Source organism: Cellvibrio chitinivorans (genome assembly GCF_035117775.1).
In the GTDB taxonomy this organism is placed as follows: domain Bacteria; phylum Pseudomonadota; class Gammaproteobacteria; order Pseudomonadales; family Cellvibrionaceae; genus Cellvibrio; species Cellvibrio chitinivorans.
Genome location: NZ_JAYKKN010000004.1, coordinates 19,629 through 45,859, shown reverse-complemented (window position 1 = coordinate 45,859; position 26,231 = coordinate 19,629). Strand labels below are relative to the sequence as shown.

At 46.9% G+C, this 26,231-nt stretch carries 22 protein-coding genes and 1 tRNA gene; 20 read left to right on the top strand and 3 right to left on the bottom strand.

The window, feature by feature from the left end:
- Positions 1–191: 191 nt before the first annotated feature.
- Positions 192–1,274, bottom strand: a complete 1,083-nt coding sequence (locus SPL68_RS12115) for a 3-deoxy-7-phosphoheptulonate synthase (protein WP_323815422.1) — start codon at positions 1,272–1,274, stop codon at positions 192–194.
- A 370-nt stretch (positions 1,275–1,644) separates the two neighbouring features.
- On the opposite strand from SPL68_RS12115, the gene SPL68_RS12110 reads away from it, so the two are divergent.
- Entirely contained in the window at positions 1,645–3,822 is a 2,178-nt protein-coding gene (locus SPL68_RS12110; protein WP_323815421.1) for a patatin-like phospholipase family protein, read from the top strand.
- Between the two features lie 55 nt (positions 3,823–3,877).
- On the opposite strand, the gene SPL68_RS12105 is transcribed toward SPL68_RS12110, so the two are convergent.
- Both SPL68_RS12105 and SPL68_RS12100 read right to left on the bottom strand, forming a co-directional pair.
- Positions 3,878–4,630, bottom strand: a complete 753-nt coding sequence (locus SPL68_RS12105) for a TIGR04219 family outer membrane beta-barrel protein (protein WP_323815420.1) — start codon at positions 4,628–4,630, stop codon at positions 3,878–3,880.
- Positions 4,631–4,735: 105 nt separating this feature from the next.
- On the bottom strand, positions 4,736–5,614 hold the full coding sequence (locus SPL68_RS12100) for a LysR family transcriptional regulator (RefSeq protein ID WP_323815419.1): 879 nt from the start codon (positions 5,612–5,614) through the stop codon (positions 4,736–4,738).
- A 150-nt stretch (positions 5,615–5,764) separates the two neighbouring features.
- Between SPL68_RS12100 and leuC the strand changes: the two genes are divergently transcribed.
- The 19 genes from leuC to SPL68_RS12005 all read left to right on the top strand — a co-directional run bounded on the left by leuC (position 5,765) and on the right by SPL68_RS12005 (position 26,212).
- A complete protein-coding gene (leuC, locus tag SPL68_RS12095) occupies positions 5,765–7,186 on the top strand; it encodes a 3-isopropylmalate dehydratase large subunit (RefSeq protein ID WP_323815749.1) in 1,422 nt (473 codons plus the stop codon).
- A 12-nt stretch (positions 7,187–7,198) separates the two neighbouring features.
- Entirely contained in the window at positions 7,199–7,846 is a 648-nt protein-coding gene (leuD, locus tag SPL68_RS12090) for a 3-isopropylmalate dehydratase small subunit (protein WP_323815418.1), read from the top strand.
- A 31-nt stretch (positions 7,847–7,877) separates the two neighbouring features.
- Complete coding sequence (leuB, locus tag SPL68_RS12085; protein ID WP_323815417.1) at positions 7,878–8,954, top strand: 3-isopropylmalate dehydrogenase; 1,077 nt, start codon at positions 7,878–7,880, stop codon at positions 8,952–8,954.
- Between the two features lie 31 nt (positions 8,955–8,985).
- On the top strand, positions 8,986–10,092 hold the full coding sequence (asd, locus tag SPL68_RS12080) for an aspartate-semialdehyde dehydrogenase (RefSeq protein ID WP_323815416.1): 1,107 nt from the start codon (positions 8,986–8,988) through the stop codon (positions 10,090–10,092).
- Positions 10,093–10,466: 374 nt separating this feature from the next.
- On the top strand, positions 10,467–13,679 hold the full coding sequence (locus tag SPL68_RS12075; RefSeq protein ID WP_323815415.1) for a motility hub landmark protein FimV: 3,213 nt from the start codon (positions 10,467–10,469) through the stop codon (positions 13,677–13,679).
- An 84-nt stretch (positions 13,680–13,763) separates the two neighbouring features.
- A complete protein-coding gene (gene truA, locus SPL68_RS12070) occupies positions 13,764–14,657 on the top strand; it encodes a tRNA pseudouridine(38-40) synthase TruA (protein WP_323815414.1) in 894 nt (297 codons plus the stop codon).
- Positions 14,658–14,778: 121 nt separating this feature from the next.
- A complete protein-coding gene (locus SPL68_RS12065; RefSeq protein WP_323815413.1) occupies positions 14,779–15,405 on the top strand; it encodes a phosphoribosylanthranilate isomerase in 627 nt (208 codons plus the stop codon).
- 39 nt (positions 15,406–15,444) lie between these two features.
- Positions 15,445–16,671 (top strand): tryptophan synthase subunit beta, encoded by a 1,227-nt coding sequence (trpB, locus tag SPL68_RS12060; RefSeq protein WP_323815412.1) that lies wholly within the window; start codon positions 15,445–15,447, stop codon positions 16,669–16,671.
- Positions 16,672–16,755: 84 nt separating this feature from the next.
- A complete protein-coding gene (gene trpA / locus SPL68_RS12055; RefSeq protein ID WP_323815411.1) occupies positions 16,756–17,565 on the top strand; it encodes a tryptophan synthase subunit alpha in 810 nt (269 codons plus the stop codon).
- A gap of 72 nt (positions 17,566–17,637) precedes the next feature.
- Positions 17,638–18,498 carry an acetyl-CoA carboxylase, carboxyltransferase subunit beta gene (gene accD / locus SPL68_RS12050; RefSeq protein ID WP_323815410.1) on the top strand — a complete coding sequence of 287 codons (861 nt, stop codon included), beginning with the start codon at positions 17,638–17,640 and terminating at the stop codon, positions 18,496–18,498.
- A gap of 24 nt (positions 18,499–18,522) precedes the next feature.
- Positions 18,523–19,812: a bifunctional tetrahydrofolate synthase/dihydrofolate synthase gene (gene folC, locus SPL68_RS12045; RefSeq protein ID WP_323815409.1), complete on the top strand. Its 1,290-nt coding sequence runs from the start codon at positions 18,523–18,525 to the stop codon at positions 19,810–19,812.
- Between the two features lie 53 nt (positions 19,813–19,865).
- Positions 19,866–20,483, top strand: coding sequence for an SPOR domain-containing protein (locus SPL68_RS12040; RefSeq protein ID WP_323815408.1), 618 nt, complete (start codon positions 19,866–19,868; stop codon positions 20,481–20,483).
- 76 nt (positions 20,484–20,559) lie between these two features.
- On the top strand, positions 20,560–21,081 hold the full coding sequence (locus tag SPL68_RS12035) for a CvpA family protein (RefSeq protein ID WP_323815407.1): 522 nt from the start codon (positions 20,560–20,562) through the stop codon (positions 21,079–21,081).
- 28 nt (positions 21,082–21,109) lie between these two features.
- Entirely contained in the window at positions 21,110–22,639 is a 1,530-nt protein-coding gene (gene purF / locus SPL68_RS12030; RefSeq protein ID WP_323815406.1) for an amidophosphoribosyltransferase, read from the top strand.
- Positions 22,640–22,681: 42 nt separating this feature from the next.
- A complete protein-coding gene (locus SPL68_RS12025; protein ID WP_323815405.1) occupies positions 22,682–23,887 on the top strand; it encodes an O-succinylhomoserine sulfhydrylase in 1,206 nt (401 codons plus the stop codon).
- A gap of 102 nt (positions 23,888–23,989) precedes the next feature.
- Positions 23,990–24,066: transfer RNA gene (locus tag SPL68_RS12020), tRNA-Val, on the top strand.
- Between the two features lie 484 nt (positions 24,067–24,550).
- Entirely contained in the window at positions 24,551–25,120 is a 570-nt protein-coding gene (locus SPL68_RS12015) for an NAD(P)H-dependent oxidoreductase (protein ID WP_323815404.1), read from the top strand.
- Positions 25,120–25,956: an ABC transporter ATP-binding protein gene (locus SPL68_RS12010; protein WP_323815403.1), complete on the top strand. Its 837-nt coding sequence runs from the start codon at positions 25,120–25,122 to the stop codon at positions 25,954–25,956. The genes SPL68_RS12015 and SPL68_RS12010 overlap by 1 nt, the downstream gene beginning before the upstream one ends.
- A 40-nt stretch (positions 25,957–25,996) precedes the next feature.
- The gene (locus tag SPL68_RS12005; RefSeq protein ID WP_323815402.1) at positions 25,997–26,212 is read left to right on the top strand and encodes a TOBE domain-containing protein; all 216 of its coding nucleotides are present in this window, start codon (positions 25,997–25,999) and stop codon (positions 26,210–26,212) included.
- Positions 26,213–26,231 lie beyond the last annotated feature (19 nt).

Genomic DNA, 26,231 nt, shown 5'->3' with positions numbered 1-26,231 from the left:
TGTTTTAGCGTCCGGCAAAAAGCGATCCTGAGTGGCCTGAATGTAGCAGCGGTATGCCTAAAAGGCTATAGACTAGCTCGAATTAATGTCGAAAAATTTGACAAAGTGTACATAAAATACCAGTTTTTCAAGTCAATAAAAAAGCGGCTGGGTGCCGCTTTTTTATTAGGATCAATGAGTTATCTAAATTATCAAGATTTTGCTTGAGATCTCTTAACCAGTGCATCCTTAATGGTGTTACGCATTTGATGTAAGGCTTTTTCTGTTGTTGCCCAATCGATACATGCATCAGTAACAGATACGCCGTACTTCAGATCGCACAGGTTGGCCGGGATGTTTTGGTTCCCTGCGCCGATGTTGCTCTCTACCATCAAACCAATAATAGAGTTGTTGCCTTCAACGATCTGGCTGGCAACGTTTTCCATTACCAGTGTTTGTAACTCATGGTTTTTATTGGAGTTTGCGTGGCTGCAATCCACCATGATATTCGGTACAACATTCGCCTTATTCAGTGCTTGTTCGCAGGCAGCTACGCTCACTGAGTCGTAGTTGGGTTTGCCATTGCCACCGCGCAATACCACGTGACCGTAAGCATTGCCGCGAGTATGAACAATCGAAACCTGACCTTCAGTGTTAATGCCGAGGAATCTATGTGGTTTGGATACTGACTGCAAAGCGTTGATAGCGACAGTCAAACCACCATCTGTACCATTTTTGAAACCTACGGCTGAGGATAGTCCACTGGCCATTTCACGGTGAGTTTGCGACTCGGTGGTGCGCGCGCCAATTGCCGACCAGCTGATTAAATCCTGCAGGTATTGAGGCGATATCGGATCAAGCGCTTCAGTTGCTGTTGGTAAGCCCATTTCCGAGATGTCCAGCAGCAATTGGCGGCCGATATGCAAGCCTTCTTCAATTTTGAAGGTGTCATCCAGGTAGGGGTCATTGATCAAGCCTTTCCAGCCGACGGTGGTGCGTGGCTTTTCAAAGTAAACGCGCATCACAACGTAGATGGCATCGCTCACTTCTTCGGCCAGTTTTTTCAGGCGTTGAGCGTAATCTTTGGCAGCTGCTACATCGTGAATAGAGCAGGGGCCAATAACGACAAAGATGCGGTGATCTTTGCGATCCAGAATATTGCGTACCACTTCACGGCCCTGAGTGACAACCTCGCGGGCTTTTTCGGTGAGTGGGATTTTTTTCTTGAGTTCTGCCGGCGAAATCAGCAGCTCTTGCGAGACCACATTCAGGTCATCGACTTGGGTACTGGCCATGATGCTATTTCCTAAAAAGATCAATTCGTGGGTCATTCTATCGAAAATGCCCTAAAAAGTGGGATGGTTTTTTAATAAATTCCGTAAATAAAGATGATAGTTCTATTTTTAGCGATTTTTTAGATAAATGATCTTCTTGTTTGCGTGATTTTGTTGTTTGTTATTTTGTCATCCTCAAATTTCAATATTTATTAAAATGAATATCCTTTAAAAAAGATGACATTCAAACCATCAGACCGCTTTTTTGATGTTTTGGTGGCTAAAATATGATCTAAATGGCGTCTTGGGTGTGAGATTAAGGTGCTAGGTTGGTTATACAGTTTTGCTATATATATGGTGATGTTTTTCTACTTATCAAAAGGATGATGTCGTGTTGCTAAAGAAAAAGGCTTCTGTGCTGGGATTTTTGTGGTTGTTTTCAGCATGGCTTGAAGCGGCTGAACAGGGGCGTACCGCTTTGGTGTTGGGTGGCGGCGGTGCACGCGGTGCCGCTCACATTGGGGTATTGGAGGTGTTGGAGCGGGAGCGTATCCCGGTTGATTGTGTTGTCGGAACTAGTATGGGTGGGTTGGTTGCGGGTTCTTATGCGGCCGGATTGTCACCAGAGAGAATGCGCGAGAAGTTGGCGCTCGCCGATTGGACGGACATGTTCCTGGATGTGGCGGACTTTTCGCAAATTAGCTATCGCAAGAAAAAAGTCAGTAAACGCTATCTTGGCGGCACAGAGATGGGGCTGACTAAAAACGGCATGCAGATTCAGCCGGGCATGGTTGCGGGTGAAAAAATAAAACTGTTTTTTAATCAGCTTGTAGATGCCGATCTTGGTGAGCGGGAAATTCAGGAGTTGCAGCTGCCGCTCGCAATCATCGCGACTGATATAGGTACCGGCGAGCGTGTTGTATTTCGCGATGGCAGTCTTACTCAGGCGATGCGCGCAAGTATGTCGGTGCCCGGGTTAATGGCACCAGTGGAATATCAAAATCGAAAATTGGTCGATGGCGGTTTGGTGGATAACTTGCCAGTGGATGTTGCGCGTGGATTGTGTAACGCCGACAGGGTTATTGCGGTAAACGTTGGGTCGCCGCTTAAACCGCCAGAAAGTATAGGCTCATTGTTGAGTGTGTCTGCGCAAATGATCGGCATTTTGACCAAGCAAAATGTTGAGCGCTCGCTGGCCAGCTTGACGGGAAGTGACATTTATATCGCACCTGAATTGGGGGATATTCGTGCGTCTGATTTTTATCGTTATGACGAGGCGGCAAATATAGGTCGGGCAGCCGCAGAAAAACATATAGAGGCGCTCCGCAAGTTATCTGTTGATCAGCGCGCTTACACGGCATGGCGAGATAAAAATACTGATAGCCGCGCCAGAGAAGTTTTGATTGATCAAGTAGTAATCACTCCGTTAAATCGGGTTCACACTGATTATGTTGCGCGCCAGATTCATCAGCAGGAGGGGCAGTTACTGAATCGAGTTGAGTTGGAGCAGGATTTGGTTCGCGCTTATGGTGATGGTTTTTATGAGAATGTCGATTATCGAATCGTCAATCAAGACGGCAAAAATGTTCTTGAGGTTACCGCAAAAGAAAAAAACTGGAGTTCTGATTATTTGATTTTCGGTTTTGCGATTGATAGCGAATATCGCCAAGGCTCTACCTTTAATTTGCGTTCTGCCTATCGCAACACCTGGATGAACTCTTATGGCGGTGAAATATTTGCCGCTGTTGATGTTGGTCATGAGTCATCGTTTGAGTTTGATTACTATCAACCGATTGATACACGCCATCACTTTTTTATTGAGCCTCGTTATTTTCGAGAGCGCGTCGATATAGGTTTGTTTTCTGATAATACAGAATTGGCTGAGTATGAATTGGAGACCGCTTATTCGGAGCTGATGTTTGGTACTAATCTGGGGGTTTACGGCCAGGCAACAGTTGGTTGGCGTGAATATGATATACGGGGTGATGCAGACGTTAGTGCGGTAACCTTGCCGGATGTGAATGACACCTATGGTGGTGTGTTGTTTTCGTTGAATTTGGATCGTCGCAATCGTTTGTATTTTCCATCGCACGGCTGGCGTGGAGAGCTCAGCTTTTTTGATGCGCATGACGGTACGTTTAATAAAATTTCTGCTGATCTGACGCATGCCTACAAGGTGAACGATTTTGTTTTTGCCATTCGCGGTCTTTATGTTGGCTCCTTAAAGGGGGAGCTGCCGTTTTACGACTCTGTAATGCTAGGTGGTTTTTTAAATTTGTCGGGTTATGCGAGCAACCAAATTATTGGCGATGATGCTATTTATTCGCATATTCGTGCAGAGCGAATTATCGGTCGCATGCCGTTGGGTTTAAATGGGGACTTGCGCATGGGATTAGCTGTGGAGGGGGCAAAATTGCAAACCATTTACACTATGACAGAGCCTGAAGAATGGCTTGATTCCGGTGTAATTTATTTGGGAGGGGAGACGCCGTTCGGACCTTTGTATTTAGGTTATGGTTTTACCTTTGAAGGTAATCATAATTTGTATTTCAAATTGGGCGTTTTTTAGGCGCTGTTTGAAGTGAAAGCCTTGCGTGTGCAAGGCTTTCATGGGTAGTAAATGATTAAAAATGAAAAATGGCTGCGGCGTATGGGCCTTTAATATCCAGATTGGTGTTCACGTCATCATCGTTAATATTGGCTTTTACAGATTTATAGCCCACCTCGATTCCCACATCTAATGCAGAGTCAAACGAGTAGCCCAGCTTTGCTGTGTAATCGGCCAAGTCATTGCCATCGTAGCTAATGTAATTTCCTTCAAAGCCTGCAAAAAAACCGGTAAGTGGCAAATCAAACTGTACTCGACCATAGGCGAGAGGCAAGGTGGTGTCGATTTTGGTTTTGTCTTTTACGCCTGCGCTTTCGGCAGATAAATAGCCTGAATATTTTCTCAGGGTGACGCCCAGATCCAGAGTCAGCCAGTTGTCGAGAAATTCATAATACAGTGCTGTATCTGTGTAACTTAAATCAAAATCTGTGGCAACTGTGCTGCCGCTTGGGTAAGTGATATCGCCAATACTAAAGTTGCCATCAACAATGCTGCGCTGAGAGCTGGTGATGTTGTTTTGCTGCACTTTGATGTTAGGTAGAAATAAAATCGGATGTTCGATTGCAATGTAGTAAAAATTATTATTGTCATCGCTCATTCCCAAGTCGCCTGTCGAAACAGCGGGTGCGCCAACCTTTCCGCTGTACTCGCTTTGCCAGGTGCCTGCGCCTGCATATACACCAAAAATAGTATCGGCATAGGTTTGGCTGCTTACAGCCAAGGCAATAGCGCCAAGAGAATATTGAGTGAAAGAAACAATTTTTTTCATGGAAAATCCTAAAGCAGTGGTTGAATAATTCTGGCGTAGTGTAATGGATGTGAATTAAAAATTCTGATGCGGCGAGTAAATTTGCAGTCGTTAACTTTGGTGTGCTTAAAGATTGGTGGAATTGTTTTTTAATGATTCCAGAAAAACCCGAGCGGCATTGTTGAGTGTGCGCTGACTGTGATGAATATATCCGAGTGGGCGCATAATTGGCGGCTGATTCAAATCAAGAATGTGTAATTCGCTATCGATAATACGTTGCGGCAAAACCCCCCAGCCTAGACCAATACTGAGCAGCATTTTAATTGTATCCAGATGATTGGACACCATACCTGTACTGAGTGGCAGTTGCTGATCGTCAAACAGGTTTTTGATGAGTTGGGTGGTATAGGTGTTGGTGTCGGGCATTATCGACGGATGCTGGCTTAAATCGGCCAGCTGAATATCCGATTGCGCTGCAAGTGCATGGGTGGGCGCGACGACAAATTGGAGTTGGTCGTGCCAGAGGGTTTCGCTTTTGAGTCGCGCGTCTTGTTGAAGCGCGAGCGTAATAATGGCGATGTCAAATCTACCTTGGAGGATTTCATGATAAGCCTGCTCCGAATCAAGAAAGTGTAAATCCAGTTTTACCTGGGGATATCGAATCGAAAATTCCCGCAAATAGGGCGGTAAATAATGCAGTCCCACATGGTGGCTGGTTGCAATACTCAATTTACCTTGCACATCACCTTGTAAATCTGCAATGGCTCGCTGTGTAGCTGCCACTTCTCCCAAGATTAACTTGGCTTTGCTTAACAGTAGCTGACCAGCTTGGGTGAGGGCGATTTGCCTACCAATCCGGTCAAACAATGGCGCACTGAGCTGTTCTTCCAAAAGAGCAATGCGTTTGCTGATGGCAGGCTGGGTCAGGTGTAGGCGCTCGGCAGCGGCAGAAAATGAACCTTGTTCGGCAATCGCCACAAAAGCCTGTAGATGTTGGGTATCCATTGATCTATTTTTAATCCATTCCAAAATGGAATGCAATATATAAAAAAGATAAATTTGTTTTATGGGTTTTGCGGGGGTAGCATGGCTTCATTCTTATTATTAATTCGTATGCAACCTTGAAATCGGGCCGGTAAGGCTTTTTTGGAGATCATCATGGCTAAAACCCTTTACGATAAATTGTGGGATGCGCACCTTGTTCATCAAAGTGATGACGGGTCTGCCCTCATTTATATTGATCGTCACATCGTCCACGAAGTGACCTCGCCGCAGGCATTCGATGGTTTGCGTATGGCTGGCCGTAAGCCTTGGCGCGTGGATTCGATCCTCGCGACACCGGATCACAACGTACCTACCACCCAAAAAGAGCGCGCTCATGGTGTTAGTGGTATTCAAGACCCAGTGTCCTTGATTCAGGTGAAAACCCTTGATGACAACTGTGATGAGTTCGGCATCCTCGAATTCAAAATCAACGATGACCGCCAAGGTATCGTGCATGTTGTAGGGCCTGAAACTGGTGCCTGCTTGCCTGGTATGACCGTAGTTTGCGGTGACTCTCACACCGCGACCAACGGCGCTTTAGGCTCGTTGGCACATGGTATTGGTACCAGTGAAGTGGAACACGTTATGGCGACCCAATGTTTGGTTGCCAAAAAAATGAAAAACATGTTGATCAAGGTAGATGGCAAGCTCGGTCTTGGCGTAACACCAAAAGATGTGGTGCTCGCGATCATCGCCAAAATCGGCACCGCTGGCGGTACCGGCTATGCGATGGAATTTGGTGGCCAAGTATTCCGCGATATGAGCATGGAAGGTCGTATGACTGTGTGCAATATGGCAATCGAAGCGGGCGCGCGCGCCGGTATGGTGGCGGTAGACGACATCACTCTTGATTATGTAAAAGGTCGTACCTTTGCGCCTAAGGGTGATTTGTGGGATGCGGCTGTTGCTGAATGGAAAAACTTTGTCAGCGATGAAGGTGCACACTTTGATTCGGTAGTAGAAATCAATGGCGCTGACATCAAGCCACAAGTTAGCTGGGGTACTTCGCCTGAAATGGTAGTGTCAGTTGAAGATAAAGTGCCTGATCCAGCGAATGAAGCTGATCCGGTTAAACGCAACGATATGATTCGCGCATTGCAATACATGGGCTTGCAGGCAAACCAACCGATCACCTCTATTCATGTGGATCGCGTATTTATCGGTTCTTGCACCAATTCGCGCATTGAAGATATTCGTGCGGCAGCCGAAGTTGTAAAAGGTCGTCAGAAAGCCGGTTCAGTAAAGGAGGCGATTGTGGTTCCCGGTTCTGGTGCAGTAAAAGCACAAGCAGAAGCGGAAGGGTTGGATAAGATTTTTATCGAAGCTGGCATCGAATGGCGTGAACCTGGCTGCTCCATGTGTTTGGCGATGAATGCGGACAAGTTGGGAGCGGGTGAGCACTGTGCTTCTACTTCTAACCGCAACTTTGAGGGGCGTCAGGGGTATGGTGGACGCACACATTTGGTAAGCCCAGCGATGGCTGCTGCTGCCGCAATTGCCGGTCATTTCGTCGATGTTCGCACTTTTAACTAATAGGAGAGAGCCATGAAAAGTTTTACCGTTATACAAGGCATCGCTGCTCCTATGGATCGCGCGAATGTCGATACCGATATGATTATCCCAAAGCAGTTTTTGAAATCGATTAAACGCACAGGCTTTGGTAAAAACTTGTTTGATGAGTTGCGCTACCTCGATGAAGGCAAGCCAGATCAAAGCTGTGAAGGGCGTCCGGTTAATGCGGAATTTCCACTGAATTTTCCGCGTTATAAAAATGCCAGTATTTTGCTGGCGCGTGAAAATTTTGGTTGCGGCTCAAGTCGTGAGCATGCTCCTTGGGCGCTGGATGACTACGGCTTTCGCAGTGTTATCGCTCCAAGCTTTGCAGATATTTTCTTCAATAACTGCTTCAAAAACGGTTTGTTGCCGATCATTTTGAGTGAAGCAATTGTCGATCAATTGTTTAAAGAAATGTATGCAGCAGAAGGCTATGAATTAACGGTTGATCTTGCTGCGCAAACTGTCACTACGCCATCGGGCGAGAGCTTTGGTTTTGAAGTTGATGCATTCCGCAAGCACTGCTTGTTAAATGGTTTGGATGATATTGGCTTAACGTTGGAACATGCCGATAAAATCCGTGCCTACGAAACCAAGCGTCGTGCAGAAGCGCCTTGGTTGTTTGATGTAGTGAAATAACAAACGCAAAATTTACATTTGGAGAATGTTCGTGGGTAAGCATATTTTAATTCTGGAAGGCGATGGTATTGGTCCAGAAATCGTTAAAGAAGCACGTAAAGTATTAGATGTGGTCAATGCGAAATTTGATCTCGGTCTGACCTTTGAAAATGATCATATGGGTGGTTGTGCAATTGATGCTTACGGCGTTCCCTTGGCGGATTCCACGCTTGAAAAAGCACGCAAGGCCGATGCGATTTTGTTGGGTGCGGTGGGTGGCCCTAAATGGGATAAATTGGATCGTGCAATTCGCCCTGAAAAAGGTCTGCTGAAGATTCGCTCGCAACTGGGTTTGTACGCAAATCTGCGTCCAGCACTGCTGTACCCACAATTGGTCGATGCATCTTCACTGAAGCCGGAAGTGGTTTCAGGTTTGGATATCTTGATCGTGCGTGAATTGGCGGGTGGTATTTACTTTGGTGAGCCGCGTGGTATTCGTGTTTTGGAAAATGGCGAGCGTGAAGGTTATAACACCTACAAATACTCCGAGAGCGAGATTATCCGTATCGGCCGCACCGCGTTCGAAATGGCGCGCAAGCGTAATGGCAAGGTGTGTTCAGTCGATAAAGCGAACGTACTTGAGGCGACAATGCTCTGGCGTGAGGTGATGGACACTCTGCATAAGGAATATCCGGATGTTGAGTTGTCGCATATGTACGTCGATAACGCTGCCATGCAGCTGGTGCGCGCGCCAAAACAGTTCGATGTATTGGTGACTGGCAACATGTTTGGTGATATTTTGTCCGATGCAGCTGCTATGTTGACTGGTTCAATAGGTATGTTGCCATCGGCCTCGTTAGATAAAGATGGTCGCGGTATGTACGAGCCGTGTCACGGTTCGGCGCCGGATATTGCTGGGCAGGGTATTGCTAACCCGCTGGCGACTATTTTGTCAGTGTCCATGATGCTGCGTTATTCGCTCGGTTATCCGCAGGTTGCGGATGCGATTGAAGCGGCAGTTGGCAAGGTGCTTGATCAAGGTTATCGCACCGCTGACATCTATACCGAAGGTAAGACGAAAGTATCTACCTCGCAAATGGGTGATGCCGTAGTAGCGGCACTGAATTGATTTTCGCTGAAACACTTAAAGAGAGACTGAGATGAAAGTAGGTTTTGTAGGTTGGCGCGGTATGGTGGGCTCCGTATTGATGGAGCGTATGCAATCTGAAAATGATTTTGCTGACATCGAGCCAATTTTTTTCACCACCTCTAACGTAGGTGGTGCAGCGCCAGCAGTAGCAGCTGGTTTGCCTGCATTGAAAGATGCGTATTCTGTTGAAGATTTGAAGCAACTGGATGTGATCATTACCTGTCAGGGGGGCGATTACACCAGCGAGATTTTCCCGAAACTGCGCTCATCCGGCTGGAATGGCTATTGGATTGATGCAGCCTCAAGTCTACGTATGGAAGATGATGCAGTTATCGTTCTTGATCCGGTAAACCGCAATGTTATTGATGCCGCTTTGCAAAAGGGGGTTAAAAACTTCATTGGTGGCAACTGCACTAACTCCATCATGCTGATGGGCGTGGGTGGTTTATTTCGTGAAGGTTTGGTGGATTGGGTTAGCTCCATGACTTATCAGGCTGCATCAGGTGGTGGTGCGAATCACATGCGCGAGCTGCTGAAAGGTATGGGCGTGATCCATAACGCTGTTGCTGATGAATTGGCAACTCCTTCGTCTGCGATTTTGGATATCGACAGAAAAGTGGCGAGCACAATCCGCAATGAAGTGCCGCGCGAATTCTTTCCGGCACCATTGGCTGGTGGTTTGATTCCTTGGATCGACAAGCAATTGGATAATGGTCAATCCAAAGAAGAATGGAAAGGTCAGGCTGAAGTTAACAAAATTCTGGGCACCGAAAGCACTATTCCTGTTGATGGCTTGTGTGTGCGTATCGGCGCTATGCGTTGTCACAGCTTGGCGTTGACTATCAAGCTTAAGAAAGATCTGCCGCTGGATGAGATTGAGTCAATCATCAAATCCGGCAATGACTGGGTGAAGTTTGTGGCAAATGATCGTGGCATCACTGAGCAAGAATTGACTCCAGCATCTATTACAGGTGGTTTGAAAATCGGCGTAGGTCGTGTGCGTAAGCTCAATATGGGGCCTGAGTACATTTCTGCGTTTGTAATCGGTGACCAGTTATTATGGGGTGCTGCTGAGCCTTTACGTCGTATGTTGCGTATTTTGAAAGAGACAAAATAAGAGTTGAGTTTGTAACTCTAAGCGGTAGTTAAAAGAGAAAGCGCCAAAACCCCAAGGTTGATAAAACCTTGGGGTTTTTGTTTTTATAACCATTTGCGGTGGAAATAAGGATTTAAATGTCAGTGGTTTTTCACATTTTTGCGAATACACTTTGTTAAAAGTGCAAAAAATCCTCTTTGTTTGGTTTTTGTCAAGACCCCAAGTATTGATAAAAACCTATTTATAATGAATACTTACGAACGATACTGAAGATTCATTCGAGGTTTTTTGCCTCCCCCTGCACAGTTTTTTCTGCGTGTTAAGCTGTGTTAATCAACTAAAATGTCTGGCTAATCGTGTTTGGTTCAGTCGTGGAATAATAAAAGGATAGCGCTATGCGTCTTCGTCAGTTGGTTTTAGCCTGTGGTCTTACATCCTTGGTGCTGTCTCCTTATGCCAGTGCTTTAGGGTTAGGGGAGGTTAAGCTCAAGTCAACACTGAATCAGCCTCTTGAGGCTGAGGTTAAGTTACTTGATACGCGCGATCTTACAGCGGAACAAATTCTGGTTTCCTTGGCGTCACCTGCTGACTTTGAGCGTAATGGCGTAGACCGACTGTTCTTTTATACCGAATTCCAATTTCAGGTTGATCTTCAGGCCGCTGATGGCCCCAAGGTGGTCATTACTTCGCGTAGCCCTGTACGCGAACCCTACTTGAATTTCCTTGTTGAGGCTCGCTGGACTGCTGGGCGTTTGTTGCGCGAATACACCTTATTGATGGATTTGCCGACATTTGATGATAGCGCCTCGACCCAGGCAGTACAGGCTGCTACTACTCGTGCCACTCCTCCCTCGCAACCACGTACTACTACGCCGAGAACGACATCTGGCTCTGACGGTAGCAGTGGTGCGCGCCAATCTAGTTTAAGTGGCGATGAATACGAAGTTCGCAATAACGATACGCTTTGGGACATAGCACTCCGCGCACGCCCTGATGGCAGCGTTTCTGTGCATCAAAGCATGATGGCGCTATATCGTGCCAATCCAGAAGCTTTCATCAATGGCAATATCAATAGATTGCGTCGTGGTCAGGTGCTGCGTATTCCTGATGCGAGTGAAATGAAATCTGTTGGTAAAACCGAAGCGGTGAGCCAATTTGCGCAAGCCACAGGTGATTCTGATACTGGCGCGCAGCTGAATGCTTCGCGTCGTACCAGTTCAAATCGCACAGAGTCGACTGAGGCTAGTGGGCGTGTGAAACTGGCTGCTCCATCTGCAGGTACAAGTGCCGGTCAAGGTAGTGGTGCAAATGATGGCGCAGGCAAAGCGCTGGAATCTGAACTTGCTGTGACCTTGGAAGAGCTGGATAAGTCCAAAGCAGAAAATACAGAATTGAGCTCGCGCGTGAAGGATCTTGAAGCTCAAATCGAGACCATGGAGCGTTTGGTTGAAGTAAGTAATGAAAAACTGCGTGCGCTTCAAGTGGCTGCAGGGCAAGCTGGTGAAGCATCGGGGGCTCAAGTGCCAGAGGTAGCTTCTGCCGCTGCTGACCCGGTGGTAGTTGCTCAGACTGCGAGTGTCGCTAGTTCAGAGGCTGCAGCATCAAGTGCGGCAGCAATTGCACCTCCGCAACCAACTCCGCCGAAAAAGGCTATTGTTCCCCCCAAGAAACCAGAACCCACATTGGTTGATACTGCTATCGAAAATGCGCCTTGGATAGGTTTGGGTGTGCTGGGGTTGGCGGGTGCCGGTTATTTTGCTTACCGTCGTCGTAAGCAAGCCGAAGGGCAGCAGGCGGATGAGCAAGAAGATATTTTTGCGATGGATGATTCGATTAGTGAATCTGAAAGCGCATCTGAAGAAAATGCCGATCACTTTGAAGGAATCGAAGAGTCTTCATTATTTGATGAAGATAATGAAACTACCGCGGTTGCTGAAACAGGTGATGTGGTTGGTGAGGCAGATATTTACATTGCCTATGGCAAGTTGGATCAAGCGGAAGAAATGCTGCTTAACGCGCTGCAGAAAGATCCAAATTCCGCCGATATTCGAATGAAGCTTCTGGAAGTTTATGCTCAGCAGCAAAATGCTCCGGCGTTTGACAGCCACTATGCCGCACTTTTGCCAATTGCAGGTGCGGCCCTTATCGCGCGCGCTTCCGAGTTGCGCGAAGGTATCTCGGGTGCAGGTGCATTTGATCCAGTGGCGGCGGAGATGAATGAGTTGCCATCTGAGACTGAGTCTTTTTCATTTGATGATCTCGACTTGTCTTCTGATGAATTGCCTGTAGCTGAAAGTGAATCGAGCAATTTTGATTTCGATCTTGATCTCAATTTGGATGACGACGCTGACAATCTTTCATCTGAGGCTAATCTGACTTCGGATGCAAACTTCGCGTCATCGGTGGCGGATGCTTCTGAAGAATTGGCAAATGAATTTGAGTTGGATTTTGAGGATGATCTGACCTCTGCTGAAGCTGATGATTTGTCTGAGTTGTCATTGGCCTTGGATGATTTGGAAACTGAAGTGCTGCCAGAAGATATTGAGTCAACTACGGCCTCGCTGGATGAAGAGTTTAGTTTTGATCTGGATGATGATCTGTCACTAAATGAATTGTCTGCGGAAGAGCCTGCGTCATCTGCGGATGAGGTTGATATTTCACTGGATGTCGCGGCGGATGACTTCAATTTGGATATGAATGTCGATGACGTTGATCTGGCGGCACTCGATCATGAAATGGAAAGTCTTGATGTCGACTTTGATGATGATCTGCTAGCAAATGCTGATGAGTCTGGTTTGGCTCCGGTAGAGTCAGTAGAAAATGTTTCATTAGACTTGGAAGATGGCTTTGCATTGGATGATTTTGATCTGCCCAATACGGCAGGTGTGCAAGATGAAATTTCAACTGCAAATTTGAATTTGACTGATAGCTTGGATCAGCCAGCGTCAATGAGTTTTGATGCGGATAGCGAGCTTGCAGACTTTAATCTTGATGAAGATTTAAATGAGCTTTCATCTCCTGCGGAGGATGAGTTGGCTTCAGGTTTTGAACTGCAAAACGATGATGCCTTCAGTTTTGATGCGGTATCCGATAGTTCTGATAACGATGTGGATTTGGCCTCGTTAGAAGCAGATCTTGGTGAGTTGAGTAATGTTTCTGAAAATTGGGAAGTTGATGATTTTGCAGTCACTAATGATGTTGTTGATCTGGAATCACAGGATGAAATCCCTTCCTATGTAGAGCCTGTTTATGAGGCTCCAGCAACATTTACCAGTGACCTAACACCGGTAGAGCCTGAACCTGCAGTGCAGGATGAAGACTTGTTTGCCGAAGCATTGTCTGACTTTGGTAGCGATTCAGATGAAATCAATTTGAATGAGTTTTCCAGTGATGAAGCTGCACTAGCTGATCTTACTGATGATGAGATGGATGCGGAACTGGACTTCCTTGCTGATGCCGATGAGGCTGCCACCAAGCTTGATCTGGCTCGCGCTTACATCGATATGGGCGATAGCGAAGGTGCCAAAGATATTCTCTCCGAGGTGTTGGGTGAGGGTAACGATGAGCAGCGTAAAGAAGCTACTGAGTTACTTGGCCGTATAGGTTAATCGCCGGTTGATTCAAAAGCCTTGCATTTCGGTGCAAGGCTTTTTTATTTTGTGCAATCCGGTTTTTATTTGATGGTCTATTGAATGAGTGATAACTACGTTCCCAGTTCAAAACCCTATGCCCGCAATGGCGAGGTGGTTGCAGATACCATTTGGCCTGAGGGAATGCATCGTATTGCGCTGGGTATTGAATATAAAGGGACTGATTATCACGGTTTTCAGGTGCAGCCGAATGGGGTGAAAACCGTGCAGCAGGCGCTTGAAAAGGCCTTATCTATAGTGGCTGATGAGTCTGTTAGCTTGGTCTGCGCGGGCAGAACTGATGCTGGTGTGCATGCAACAAGTCAGGTAATTCATTTTGATACCTTGGCTGTGCGCCCTGAAAAAGCATGGTTGCGCGGTACGCGCCCGCATTTGCCTGACTCAGTTTCTGTTCGTTGGGCGCGCGAAGTTGAGCCGCAATTCCATGCGCGTTTTAGTGCGTTAAATCGTACTTATCGCTACTTGTTGACGGATGCGAAAACTCCGTCTGGTTTGCTGCATGATCAAGTGACTTGGTCGTCTCGCCCATTAGATGTGGATGCCATGCGTGCGGCCTCTGCTCATTTGGTTGGGCGCCATGATTTTACCTCGTTCCGCGCAACTCAGTGTCAGGCAAAAAGTCCAGTGCGACAGATTGAATATTTGCATCTGGTTCGGCGTGGAGATTTGATTATCTTGGAGGTGCAGGCCAACGCGTTTTTGCATCATATGGTGCGTAATATTGTTGGCGTGTTGATGGCGGTTGGAGCAGGTGATAAATCACCTGACTGGGTTGGGGAGGTATTGGCTGCGCGGGATCGCAGTGCGGCAGGAGTCACTGCCAAACCCTTTGGTCTTTATTTGGTTGGTGTTGATTATCCTGCCCATTTTGGGTTGCCAGTCAGCGTGCCAGGGCCTTTGTTTTTTACCGAACCTATAGGTGGTTTTGCTCCCTGATACCAAAATCAAAAGCCGCTATTTTGCGGCTTTTCAGTGTTAATTCTGTTAATATCACCGCCTTATTTTCTGCCGCGACCCGTATTTCGGCAGTCGTTGATGGCGATAGGAGAGCCTGAGCTTGCCCAACACTCGAATCAAAATTTGTGGCATCACGAGCGTCGGTGATGCTATGGCGGTGGTTGATGCAGGCGCCGAAGCTCTCGGATTGGTGTTTTACTCGGCTAGCTCTCGCGCCGTTGAAATTGAACAGGCACGAGCCATTGCCTTGGCTGCTGGCCCTTTTACTGTGGTGACAGGGTTATTTGTAGATGCCGATCCTGCGTATATGCATACCGTCCTAAAGCAAGTGCCGTTACAGTTACTTCAATTTCACGGAAACGAAACTCCAGAATTTTGCGCTGCTTTCCAGCGGCCTTATATGAAGGCAATTCGTATGCGGCCGGATTTGGATGTGTCGGCTGAAATAGCGAAATTCCCCAGTGCATCAGGTATTTTGTTGGATGCTTATCGTCCGGGTGTACCAGGTGGAACTGGTGAAACCTTTGATTGGGCACGAGTGCCGCAAAATGCAAACAAACCTTTGGTGTTGGCTGGCGGTTTAACGCCAAGCAATGTGGCCGATGCGATACAAGCAACCCGTGTCTATGGGGTTGATGTGAGTGGTGGTGTAGAATCAGCACCCGGTAAAAAAGATCATGGCAAAATAACGTCTTTTATTAATAATGCGCGACTGGCTGTACTTTAAGTTTCAGCATGGTGTCGGCTTTTTACAGGTGATTAAACGGTGAGTAACACTGAGCAGTTTTCAGCTATTGATTACAGTGCTTTCCCTAGTGAGGATGGTCACTTTGGCCCTTATGGCGGCCGCTTCGTTTCCGAGACATTGATTTACGCGCTCGATGAACTCCAATCTATTTATTCAAATCTGAAAGGCGATCCTGGTTTTCAAGCAGAATTTGATAAGGATATGGCGCACTACGTTGGTCGCCCATCGCCTTTGTATTTGGCTGAGCGTTGGACACGTGAGCTTGGCGGTGCCCAGATCTATCTGAAGCGTGAAGATCTTAATCACACTGGCGCGCATAAAGTAAACAATACTATCGGGCAGGCCTTATTGGCTAAGTTCACCGGTAAGAGCCGTGTTATCGCTGAAACTGGTGCAGGCCAACACGGCGTGGCTACTGCAACAGTGGCAGCGCGTTTGGGGTTGAAGTGCCGTGTATACATGGGTGCAGAAGACGTTAAGCGTCAGGCGCTCAATGTTTATCGTATGAAATTACTGGGTGCAGAAGTATTTCCGGTGACCTCTGGCTCGCGCACTTTGAAAGACGCAATGAACGAAGCCATGCGCGATTGGGCTACCAATGTGGATGACACTTTCTACATCATTGGTACGGTTGCCGGCCCACATCCTTATCCACAGTTGGTGCGTGACTTCCAATCGATTATTGGTCGTGAAGCACGTCGTCAATGTCTCGAGCAAGCAGGCCGCTTGCCTGATGCGTTGGTTGCCTGTGTTGGTGGCGGATCTAACGCTATCGGCTTGTTCCATCCATTTCTCACCGATGAATCCGTAAAAATGTACGGAGTTGAAGCCGGTGGTTTGGGTATCGAAACCGGCAAACATGCCGCTCCATTAAATAAAGGTATTCCGGGTGTATTGCACGGAAATCGGACCTATTTGATGGAAGATGAAAACGGCCAAATTATTGAGACTCACTCGGTTTCTGCTGGTTTGGACTATCCGGGCGTGGGTCCTGAGCACTCATGGTTGAAAGATATTGGTCGCGTAAATTATGTGGCGATCAATGATGACGAAGCCTTGGCTGCGTTTCGCAAAGTCACCAAAACCGAAGGTATTATGCCGGCACTAGAGTCGAGCCACGCATTGGCTTACGTAGAAAAACTCGCACCGACCATGAGTAAAGATCAAATTATCATCGCCAACCTGTCTGGTCGTGGCGATAAAGATATTTTGACTGTTGCTGGTTTGGATGGCATTACCGTTTAATCAAACGCCAAGCGTCTATTACCAAACGCTCGGCGTTAATAAAAAGTGCTGCGCAGCTGCGGCAAATAAAATCAGGAATTGTCGATGAGTCGTATTTCCCAACATTTGGGCCAAGCCAAAGCGGCGGGCAAAAAAGTATTGGTTGCCTATGTAGTTAATGGCGATCCATATCCAGAGGCAACTTTGCCGACCTTACATGCCATGGTAGAGCAGGGCGTAGATGTTATTGAGTTAGGTGTTCCTTTCTCTGACCCTATGGCTGAAGGGCCAGTGATTCAACAAGGGCATGAGCGCGCACTTGCACACAATATTAGCTTGCGCGGCACTCTTGAGGTCGTTAAACAGTTTCGCGAGACCAATAACACCACTCCAGTTGTATTGATGGGCTACGCTAACCCTGTAGAGCGTTTTGGCTATGCCGAATTTGCAAAAGCCGCAGCCGCAGCGGGTGTTGATGGATTGTTAACCGTTGATCTTCCACCTGAAGAAGTTGTTGAGTTAAAAGGCGAATTGGATGCAAACGGCTTGGACAACATCTTTTTGTTGGCTCCGACCACTACCGTTGAGCGCGCACAGAAAGTTGCTGCCTATGCAAGCGGCTTCCTCTATTACGTTTCTTTAAAAGGTGTAACCGGGGCGGGGCATTTGGATGTTGATGCCGTTAAAGAAAAATTGACTGGCTTTGGTCAATTAACAGATTTACCCGTTTGCGTAGGGTTTGGCATTAAAGATCCAGCGACCGCGAAAGCCGTAGCCGTATTGGCTGATGGCGTAGTTGTTGGCAGTGTGCTGGTCGATAAGATGGGCAGCATGGCAGATAAGAAAGCGGATGAAATCGCTGCAGCAGTGGGCGATATTGTTGGCAGTATTCGTGCCGCAATAGATTCTGTTTGATCGTAAAAAATCTCCGGTAGCGCGTGAGCGTAACCAATCAACTAAATTGACATCGAGTACAGAGAAGCAACCATGAGTTGGTTAGATAAAATTATTCCAAGCGTGTCCCGCACTGATACCAAGCGTAGTAACAAAATACCTGAAGGGTTGTGGGAAAAGTGCGCTAAGTGCGATGCAGTTTTATATAAACCCGAATTGGAAAAAACATTCGATGTTTGTCCAAAGTGTGATCATCACATGCGCGTTGGTGCTCGTGCGCGTCTGAACATGTTTTTGGATCCGCAAAATCGTCAGGAATTGGCTACCGATGTTGAGCCAATTGATCGCCTGAAATTTAAAGATGTCAAAAAATATAAAGATCGTCTTACCGCAGCGCAAAAAGAAACTGGCGAAAAAGATGCGCTGGTTGCGATGCGCGGTGAATTAAAAGGTATGCCCGTTGTTGCGGTAGCCTTTGAATTTGCATTCCATGGTGGTTCTATGGGGTATGTGGTTGGTGAGCGTTTTACTCGTGCTGCCACTATTGCGTTGAAAGAAAATATTCCGTTTGTTTGCTTCTCGGCAACCGGTGGCGCACGTATGCAAGAAGCGTTGATCTCGCTGATGCAAATGGCCAAAACCAGTGCGGTAATTGAGCGTTTGAAAATGCAAGGCACTCCCTATATTTCGGTAATGACCGATCCGGTTTACGGTGGTGTTTCTGCAAGTCTTGCACTGCTGGGTGATTTGAATATTTGTGAGCCTGGTTCGCGTGCTGGTTTTGCTGGCCCGAGCATTATTGAGCAAACCATTCGCCAAAAATTGCCTAAAGGTTTTCAGCGCGCTGAGTTTTTGTTGGAGCACGGCGCTATCGATATGATTATTCACCGTCGTGATATGCGTGACAAACTGGCGTCTTTGCTTGCGAAATTTATGCGTAAAGCTGCTGTATAACTGAAATCTTCATTTGTCATAGCTATGCAATTACATTCGTTACCTGCTTGGTTGGATTGGTTGGAAAAAAACCATCCAACCGAGATCGAATTAGGTCTTGAGCGCATCACTCGCGTTGCAGAGCGAATGGCATTATTAAAACCTGCTGCGAAAGTGGTGACTGTTGCTGGAACCAATGGAAAGGGTTCTTGTGTCACTGCAACAGCTTCTTTGCTGGGTGCAGCTGGGTTTTCTGTTGGTGTTTATACGTCGCCACATCTGCTTCACTACAATGAGCGAATCGTTGTTGATGGAAAGCCTGTCGCTGACGACGAAATCTGCTCTGCGTTTGAAACCATCTTCGCTGCCAGTCAGCAAACCTCTCCCGATTTTCCTGCTCCTATAAGTCTCACTTATTTTGAATACGGCACCTTGGCTGCGTTGGAGGTTTTTCGTCGCCGCCAAGTCACTGCAATGGTGCTTGAGGTTGGTTTGGGTGGGCGCTTGGATGCGATCAATATTATCGATGCAGATGTTGCTGTGATTACCAGTATTGCACTGGATCATACCGATTGGTTGGGTGATACCCGCGAAGCGATTGGATTCGAAAAAGCGGGCATTATGCGCAGCCAAACGCCAGTTGTCTGCGCCGATTTTTCACCGCCTCAGTCGGTGTTGGAACATGCAGAAAAACTCTCTGCACCTTTGTATTTAATCGAGCGGGATTTTAGTTATTCAGTTATTGATAATTCAAATTGGAGTTGGTGGGGTAAAGGTGAAAAGTTTGCCTCGCAACCACTTCCTCATCTGCCACTTCCCAGTTTGGCTGCTGCACTGCAAGTCGCTGTGATTCTTGGTTTGAATCTTCGTGCTTTAAATGCGTTTAACTGTATTGCGGCCTTGCGTGTTCCTGGGCGATTTCAAATTCTACAGTGGCGTGATCGTCAGGTAATTCTCGATGTGGCGCATAACCCTGCTGCTACTGAGTATCTGGTTGAGCGATTAGAGCAAATGACCGATCCTCGCACCAAAGTTCATGGTGTAGTGGCGATGATGGCAGATAAGGATCGCGCGCAAAGTTTGGCAAATCTCAAAGGGCAGGTCGGCTCTTGGTATCTGGCGGACCTGTCTTTTATTCCACGTGCCGCGAGCGTCGAACAGCTGCGCCAGAATTTAGTCGATTTAGATGCAGATGATACGGATATTCAGTTTTCCGGTAGTGTGGCTGAGTGTTTAAATGCTGCGTATCAGAACTCGGCTCCCGGAGAATGTATTTTGGTTTTTGGCTCATTCTTCACGGTAGCTGCTGGCTTGCAGGCGCTGGCAAAGGTCTAGTTGCGATGTTGTATTCCTATCTATTGATTTGGGCGTAAACGTAGAGGTTTTAGGTGAGAGAATCCGTAAAACATCGATTGATTGGTGCAGCTGTTTTAGCTGCTATCGCAGTATTGTTTCTGCCCAGTTTTTTTAAAGATCGCCAGCAATATCAGGTAGATACCAATTCCCATATTCCCGGTCGCCCAAGTATAACGGCGGTTGATTTTAATGAGCCCACCCGCCCGGATGATATAGAGCCAGCCCCAGCTCCAGAAACTATGTTTGTCCCTGAAGCAGGTGAAACTGAAGCGATTAAATCTGAAACTGTGGTTCAAGCGGCGCCTGTTGTTCAATCTGCAGCATCAAGCGTGGCGCTACAATCCTCTGTACAAACATCTTCTGCGGCTATTGAACCCGCGGTTCCAGCTTTGCCTCTCAATGCACAAGGGTTGCCTGATGCCTGGGTGGTTCAGGTGGCAAGTTTGAGTTCGCAGGCGGGAGCGAATAAGTTGCGCGATCAATTGCAGGCTGAAGGACATAAGGCCTATGTACGCTCGGTGCCGGGTGCGACAACTATTTATCGTGTGTTTATCGGCCCCAAGCAGGATAAAACTCAAGCGCTTGCGATCAAGTCTCAATTGGACAAGCAATTGAAAGTGAATTCGCTTGTTTTACCCTTCAAACCCTAAAGCCATATTCACGTGCCTCTGATAGAATGCGCGCCTCTGTAAACCTCCCGGCAATGATTTTGGAGTGGGCGCGCGAATGAACTGGGCTGATTGGGCCATAATCGGGATTTTTTCCCTGTCCTGTTTGATCGGTTTGATTCGTGGTTTTGTGCGTGAAGCCTTGTCTCTGGTTATCTGGATTGCGGCGGTTCTCGTGGCCAAGGTCTTCGGCTCGCAACTTGAAATCTTGTTGCTCGACCAAATTGAATCACCCTCTGTGCGATTAATGACGGCCTATGCCGTACTCTTTATTGCAACTCTATTGCTGGGCGCCATGCTGAGTTATCTCATTGGTGCTTTAGTGCGTGCCACTGGCTTATCTGGCACTGATCGTCTCTTGGGAATGGTATTTGGTGCTGCGCGCGCATTTATTGTGGTGATGGCAATACTGATTCTTTTGCCCGGATTTCTCCCCGTCAACGAAGACGAGTGGTGGCAACAATCAAAATTCATTCCCCATTTCCTCGATTGTGAGGAGTGGGTTAGAACCGCTTATGACCAGATCAGCCAATGGCTAATGGGCTTGTTTGGCAGTGTCGAAAGCGAACAAAAAGTTTAACGTTGTTAACTGTTATTGAGGCAATCTTATGTGCGGCATTGTAGGTATTGTGAGTAAACGCGATGTGAATGTGCAGCTTTACGATGCGTTGACCATCTTGCAGCACCGTGGACAGGACGCGGCGGGAATGGTGACCTGTCAGGACGGACGCATGAGCCAGCAAAAGGCGAATGGCCTGGTGCAAGACGTATTCAGAACTCGCCATATGCAGCGTTTGCTCGGCACCACCGGGATTGGCCATGTTCGCTATCCAACTGCGGGTAGTTCAGGTCCAGCACTCGCCCAGCCGTTTTATGTGAACTCGCCTTACGGGATTGCGATGGCGCATAACGGTAATCTGACCAATGCCGACAAACTCAGTGAAGATATCTTCAAAACTGACCTGCGCCATGTGAATACTGATTCGGATTCAGAAGTACTGCTCAATGTATTCGCACATGAATTGCAAATGCAGGGGAAATTAACTCCAACTGCAGATGATATGTTTGCCGCGGTTACCGGTGTGCATAATCGTGTTACTGGCGGTTATGCCGTAGTAGCGCTGATTGCAAATTACGGATTGGTTGCCTTCCGCGACCCTAACGGTATTCGTCCTCTCGTATACGGTAAGCGTTATTCGGAAGAGGACGGTTATGAATATATGGTTGCGTCGGAAAGTGTTGCGCTCGACGTATTGGGTTTTGAGCTGATTGGCGATGTTGCGCCGGGTGAGGCGATTTACATCACTGAAGATGGCGAATTGCATTCGCGTCAATGTGCAAAATCACCGCGTTTGACCCCCTGTATTTTTGAGCACGTTTATTTTGCGCGTCCTGATTCCATCATGGATGGTATTTCGGTTTACAAAGCGCGTTTGCGCCAAGGAGAAAAGCTGGCAGAAAAAATTCTTCGTGAGCGCCCAAATCATGACATTGATGTGGTTATCCCAATTCCGGATACCAGTCGCGTTGCAGGTCAGGCATTGGCGCAAAAACTGGGTGTGAAATTCCGTGAAGGTTTGGTAAAAAATCGCTATATCGGCCGCACATTTATTATGCCCGGCCAGCAACAGCGTAAAAAGTCAGTGCGCCAAAAACTCAACCCAATTGAGTTGGAATTTAGAGATAAAGTAGTGCTGCTGGTGGATGACTCAATTGTGCGCGGCACCACCTGCCAACAAATTATTCAAATGGTGCGTGATGTCGGTGCTAAGAAAGTTTACTTCGCTTCAGCTGCGCCAGCGGTGAAATATCCGAATGTGTACGGTATTGATATGCCTACTACAGCTGAGTTGATTGCTCACGGCCGCACTGAAGACGAAGTTTGCAGTGAAATTGGCGCTGACTGGTTGGTGTACCAGGATTTGACAGATTTGATCGCTGCTTCTGCGGAAGGTAATACCGAAGTAACTGAATTCGATTGCGCGGTATTTAATGGCGAATATTGCGCTGGCGATGTAACTGCAGAGTACTTAGAGAAAGTGGCCGCTGCACGAAATGACAGTGCAAAATCTGGCACAAAGACAACTAAGCAAATGGAGTTGCCAATTGGTTTGCACAACGGTGCCGCTCGCGGTTAATGCGCTAGGCTAACAAATCAGAAACGTTATTGAGCAAATGATATGGATAATTTTGACGAACAACTGATTGATCCATTATTCGGTGCTGCATTGGATACGCTTGCGATTCGTGCGGGGCAAACACGTTCGCACGAAGGTGAGCACAGCGAGGCTTTGTTTCTAACTTCCAGTTATGTGTTTGGCAGTGCTCAGGAAGCTGCAGACCGTTTTGCGGGCAATCAGCCGGGTAATGTTTATTCACGCTACACCAACCCGACAGTGCGCACATTTGAAGAGCGCATTGCTGCACTTGAGGGTGCAGAGTCGGCAGTGGCTACTTCATCGGGTATGGCCGCTATTTTGTCGACTTGTATTGCGCTGTTGAAATCGGGCGATCACATTTTATGTTCGCGCAGTGTATTTGGAACGACCACGGTATTGTTCACTAAATATCTACAAAAATTTGGTGTGACAACTACCTTTGTTAATCCAACTGATTTTGCACAGTGGGAAGCAGGTTTTACTGAAAATACCAAATTGGTATTTGTTGAGACTCCGTCGAATCCGCTGTGTGACGTGATTGATATTCAGCGTTTGGCAGATCTGGCTCACGCACGCGGTGCATTGCTAGCCGTTGATAACTGTTTTTGCACTCCCGCGTTACAACAGCCATTGAAGTTTGGTGCGGATTTAATTATCCATTCGGCAACTAAATACATCGATGGTCAAGGTCGTTGTTTGGGTGGAGTGGTTGCTGGTGCAAAAGTGTTGGTTGATGAAGTGCTTGGTTTTATTCGCAGCGCTGGCCCAACATTAAGTGCATTCAATGCATGGGTGTTCTTAAAAGGTTTGGAAACTTTGCGCTTGCGGATGGAAGCACATTCACGCAATGCCTTGGCGCTTGCTCAATGGCTGCATGCTCATCCAGCGGTAGAAAAAGTTTTCTATGCCGGGCTTCCTTCGCATGTAGGGCATGAGCTTGCGGCTAAACAGCAGTCAGCGTTCGGTGGGGTTTTGTCTTTTCGCGTGAAAGGTGGGCGCGATGAAGCTTGGAAGGTAATTGATGCAACTCGGATCATGTCCTTAACGGCTAATTTGGGCGATACCAAAACCACTATCGTTCATCCGGCAACGACAACTCACGGTCGTTTATCTCCCGAGCAAAAAGCCGACGCAGGTATTACCGAAAACCTGATTCGTATTGCCGTTGGCTTGGAAAATATTGCTGATTTGAAAGCTGATCTTGCACGCGGTTTGGGCGATTATTAAGCTGCACCAAGGGCAGGATCTAAAAAAATGGTTTTTAGGTCTTGTCCTTGATGTTGTGCCTTGGTAAAGTGCGCGCCCTGTCACCCGAAAGGGTAATATTCTAGGACTATAGCTCAGTTGGTTAGAGCACCACCTTGACATGGTGGGGGTCAGCAGTTCGAGTCTGCTTAGTCCTACCAAAACATATTGAATTTAAAGGGCTTTTCCCGAAAGGGTTAAGCCCTTTTTATTTGTTTGGCAATAAATTGGCAATATACAGTGGTGCTCTATTTGGGAATGCCATCATTGTCCTACCTTATTTCTGCTTTTCCTTTCCTTTCCTTTCCTTTCCTTTCGTTTGGCGATCCTGCTCCAAATATTACACGCCATCTTAGCGGTATATCTCGTGACGAAATGGGCGCTATTCTCCCTGATTAATAACCGCAAGCATCGAGTGTTCTCTGTGCTTCTACATCTTATTTAAATGAAAAATAAATACGTATCGATTTTTAAATGGGCTGTTTAATTCTGCACATTTAAAAATTTTTACTGCTTGTTTTTAGACAAACTTTTTATTGAAAAGCGATGTGCTGCATGTGTTATAGGCTTTTTTCAGTGGCACAACAATTGCTCCTACTGATTTTACAGTTGTTTTTATAAAACGAAATTTGGTGGAGGTTTGCGATGCGTGTATTAGGTTTTTCTGGTGGATTAAGTGTGCCGTCAAAAACTCATGGATTAGTTAATGCGATTGTAGAGCGTTTTGCTAGCAGAGTTGACGTTGATGCCGAGGTGATTGATTTAGCTCAGATTGCAACAGGTTTTGGTGGGGCTTTGTATCGTCAACATTTGCCATCGGAATTGAAATTAGTGCTTGAACACATAGAGGCCGCTGATGTTCTAGTGGTTGCCTCGCCGGTGTACCGAGCTGCATATCCTGGCTTGTTTAAACATGTATTTGATTTGGTGGAGCGCAAGGCGCTTGAAGGGAAAGCGATTATTTTGGCAGCTAACGGTGGCAGTGCACATCATGCGTTAATTCTGGAAAGCCATCTGCGCCCACTTTTCAATAGTCTTGGATCTTTCACTGTTCCTACCGGAATTTATACTCAAGCATCCGATTTTGATGGTTATTCTTTGAATAATGCTGGTGTGTTAGAGCGAGTAGATGCGGCAATAGACGAGGTGTTGCGTTTGCAGCAGGGGCTGCGTATCGAGAGAGTAACAACAAAACCTGCGGAGGTGTTGGTCTAATGGGCGTTCATGCTGTTCCAGATTCCATTTTGCGACTAAAAAATATCGGGAAAATATTCCATCATCAGGGTGCAGATCTGGAAGTGTTGAAAGAAATAAACCTGACGGTTCATACAGGTGAATTTGTCAGTATTTTGGGTAGCAGTGGTTGTGGGAAATCAACTTTACTGCGCTTATTGGTCGGTTTGGATGTGGCTTATTCAGGTGAGATTACATTGGGCACTGAGTCGGTTAAAGGTCCCAGTCTGAAATGCGGCATTGTGTTTCAAGAGCATCGGCTCCTACCTTGGTTGACGGTATTTGACAATGTTGCTATCGCGCTAAAAAACGCCAGTATCCCTGCGGCGGAAAAAAAGAATCTGGTACAGCAGCATATTGAATTGGTGGGTCTTAAAGGCTTTGAGCAAGCTTGGCCGCATCAGTTGTCAGGGGGGATGTCGCAGCGTGTGGCTATTGCTCGTGCATTAGTGAACCGCCCCGATGTGCTGTTACTCGATGAACCCTTTGGTGCCTTGGATGCAATGACCCGTTCTTATCTGCAACAGGAACTGCAAGCGATTTGGCGCAAAGAAAAAATTACGATGGTGCTGGTAACGCACGATGTAGAGGAGGCGGTTTTTTTAGCTGATCGCATTGTGATAATGGAGCCAAATCCGGGGCGCATAAAACGAATACTGGTTGGGGCAGGGGAGCATCCGCGTGATAGAAATAGTGCTCCATTTAATACGGTAAAACGTTTGGCTTTGGCAGAAATCAATGGTGAAGATACCAGTAAGGGAACTCATCAAACATTTGTGGATTTTAATCGACTAGGCGAGGCTCGCCTATCTTGGTAGTTATTTGATTAGTTATTCGATATTTTTAAAGGTGATCTCTATGTCAATTAAAGCAGTTAATGTACGCAATCAATTTCACGGAAAAATTAAGGAGATTGTGCGCGGTTCAGTGGTGTCAGAAGTGGATGTTGAAACACCTGCTGGAATTGTTACTTCCGTTATTACTACTCGCTCGGTAGATGATTTGGGTTTGGTAGTGGGTAAGGAAGTGGTTGCGCTGATTAAGTCTACTGAGGTTTCAATCGCGGTATTCTAAGGCCTGAAAATTTAATGAG

Excerpts from the sequence above, each read along its gene's own strand:
- SPL68_RS12105 (WP_323815420.1), bottom strand. The coding sequence starts at position 4,630 with ATGAAAAAAATTGTTTCTTTCACTCAATATTCTCTTGGCGCTATTGCC.
- SPL68_RS12035 (WP_323815407.1), top strand. The coding sequence starts at position 20,560 with ATGAACTGGGCTGATTGGGCCATAATCGGGATTTTTTCCCTGTCCTGT.
- SPL68_RS12010 (WP_323815403.1), top strand. The coding sequence starts at position 25,120 with ATGGGCGTTCATGCTGTTCCAGATTCCATTTTGCGACTAAAAAATATC.
- asd (WP_323815416.1), top strand. The coding sequence starts at position 8,986 with ATGAAAGTAGGTTTTGTAGGTTGGCGCGGTATGGTGGGCTCCGTATTG.
- SPL68_RS12025 (WP_323815405.1), top strand. The coding sequence starts at position 22,682 with ATGGATAATTTTGACGAACAACTGATTGATCCATTATTCGGTGCTGCA.
- trpA (WP_323815411.1), top strand. The coding sequence starts at position 16,756 with ATGAGTCGTATTTCCCAACATTTGGGCCAAGCCAAAGCGGCGGGCAAA.
- SPL68_RS12015 (WP_323815404.1), top strand. The coding sequence starts at position 24,551 with ATGCGTGTATTAGGTTTTTCTGGTGGATTAAGTGTGCCGTCAAAAACT.
- SPL68_RS12005 (WP_323815402.1), top strand. The coding sequence starts at position 25,997 with ATGTCAATTAAAGCAGTTAATGTACGCAATCAATTTCACGGAAAAATT.
- truA (WP_323815414.1), top strand. The coding sequence starts at position 13,764 with ATGAGTGATAACTACGTTCCCAGTTCAAAACCCTATGCCCGCAATGGC.
- purF (WP_323815406.1), top strand. The coding sequence starts at position 21,110 with ATGTGCGGCATTGTAGGTATTGTGAGTAAACGCGATGTGAATGTGCAG.
- SPL68_RS12100 (WP_323815419.1), bottom strand. The coding sequence starts at position 5,614 with ATGGATACCCAACATCTACAGGCTTTTGTGGCGATTGCCGAACAAGGT.
- SPL68_RS12075 (WP_323815415.1), top strand. The coding sequence starts at position 10,467 with ATGCGTCTTCGTCAGTTGGTTTTAGCCTGTGGTCTTACATCCTTGGTG.
- accD (WP_323815410.1), top strand. The coding sequence starts at position 17,638 with ATGAGTTGGTTAGATAAAATTATTCCAAGCGTGTCCCGCACTGATACC.
- SPL68_RS12115 (WP_323815422.1), bottom strand. The coding sequence starts at position 1,274 with ATGGCCAGTACCCAAGTCGATGACCTGAATGTGGTCTCGCAAGAGCTG.
- leuD (WP_323815418.1), top strand. The coding sequence starts at position 7,199 with ATGAAAAGTTTTACCGTTATACAAGGCATCGCTGCTCCTATGGATCGC.
- folC (WP_323815409.1), top strand. The coding sequence starts at position 18,523 with ATGCAATTACATTCGTTACCTGCTTGGTTGGATTGGTTGGAAAAAAAC.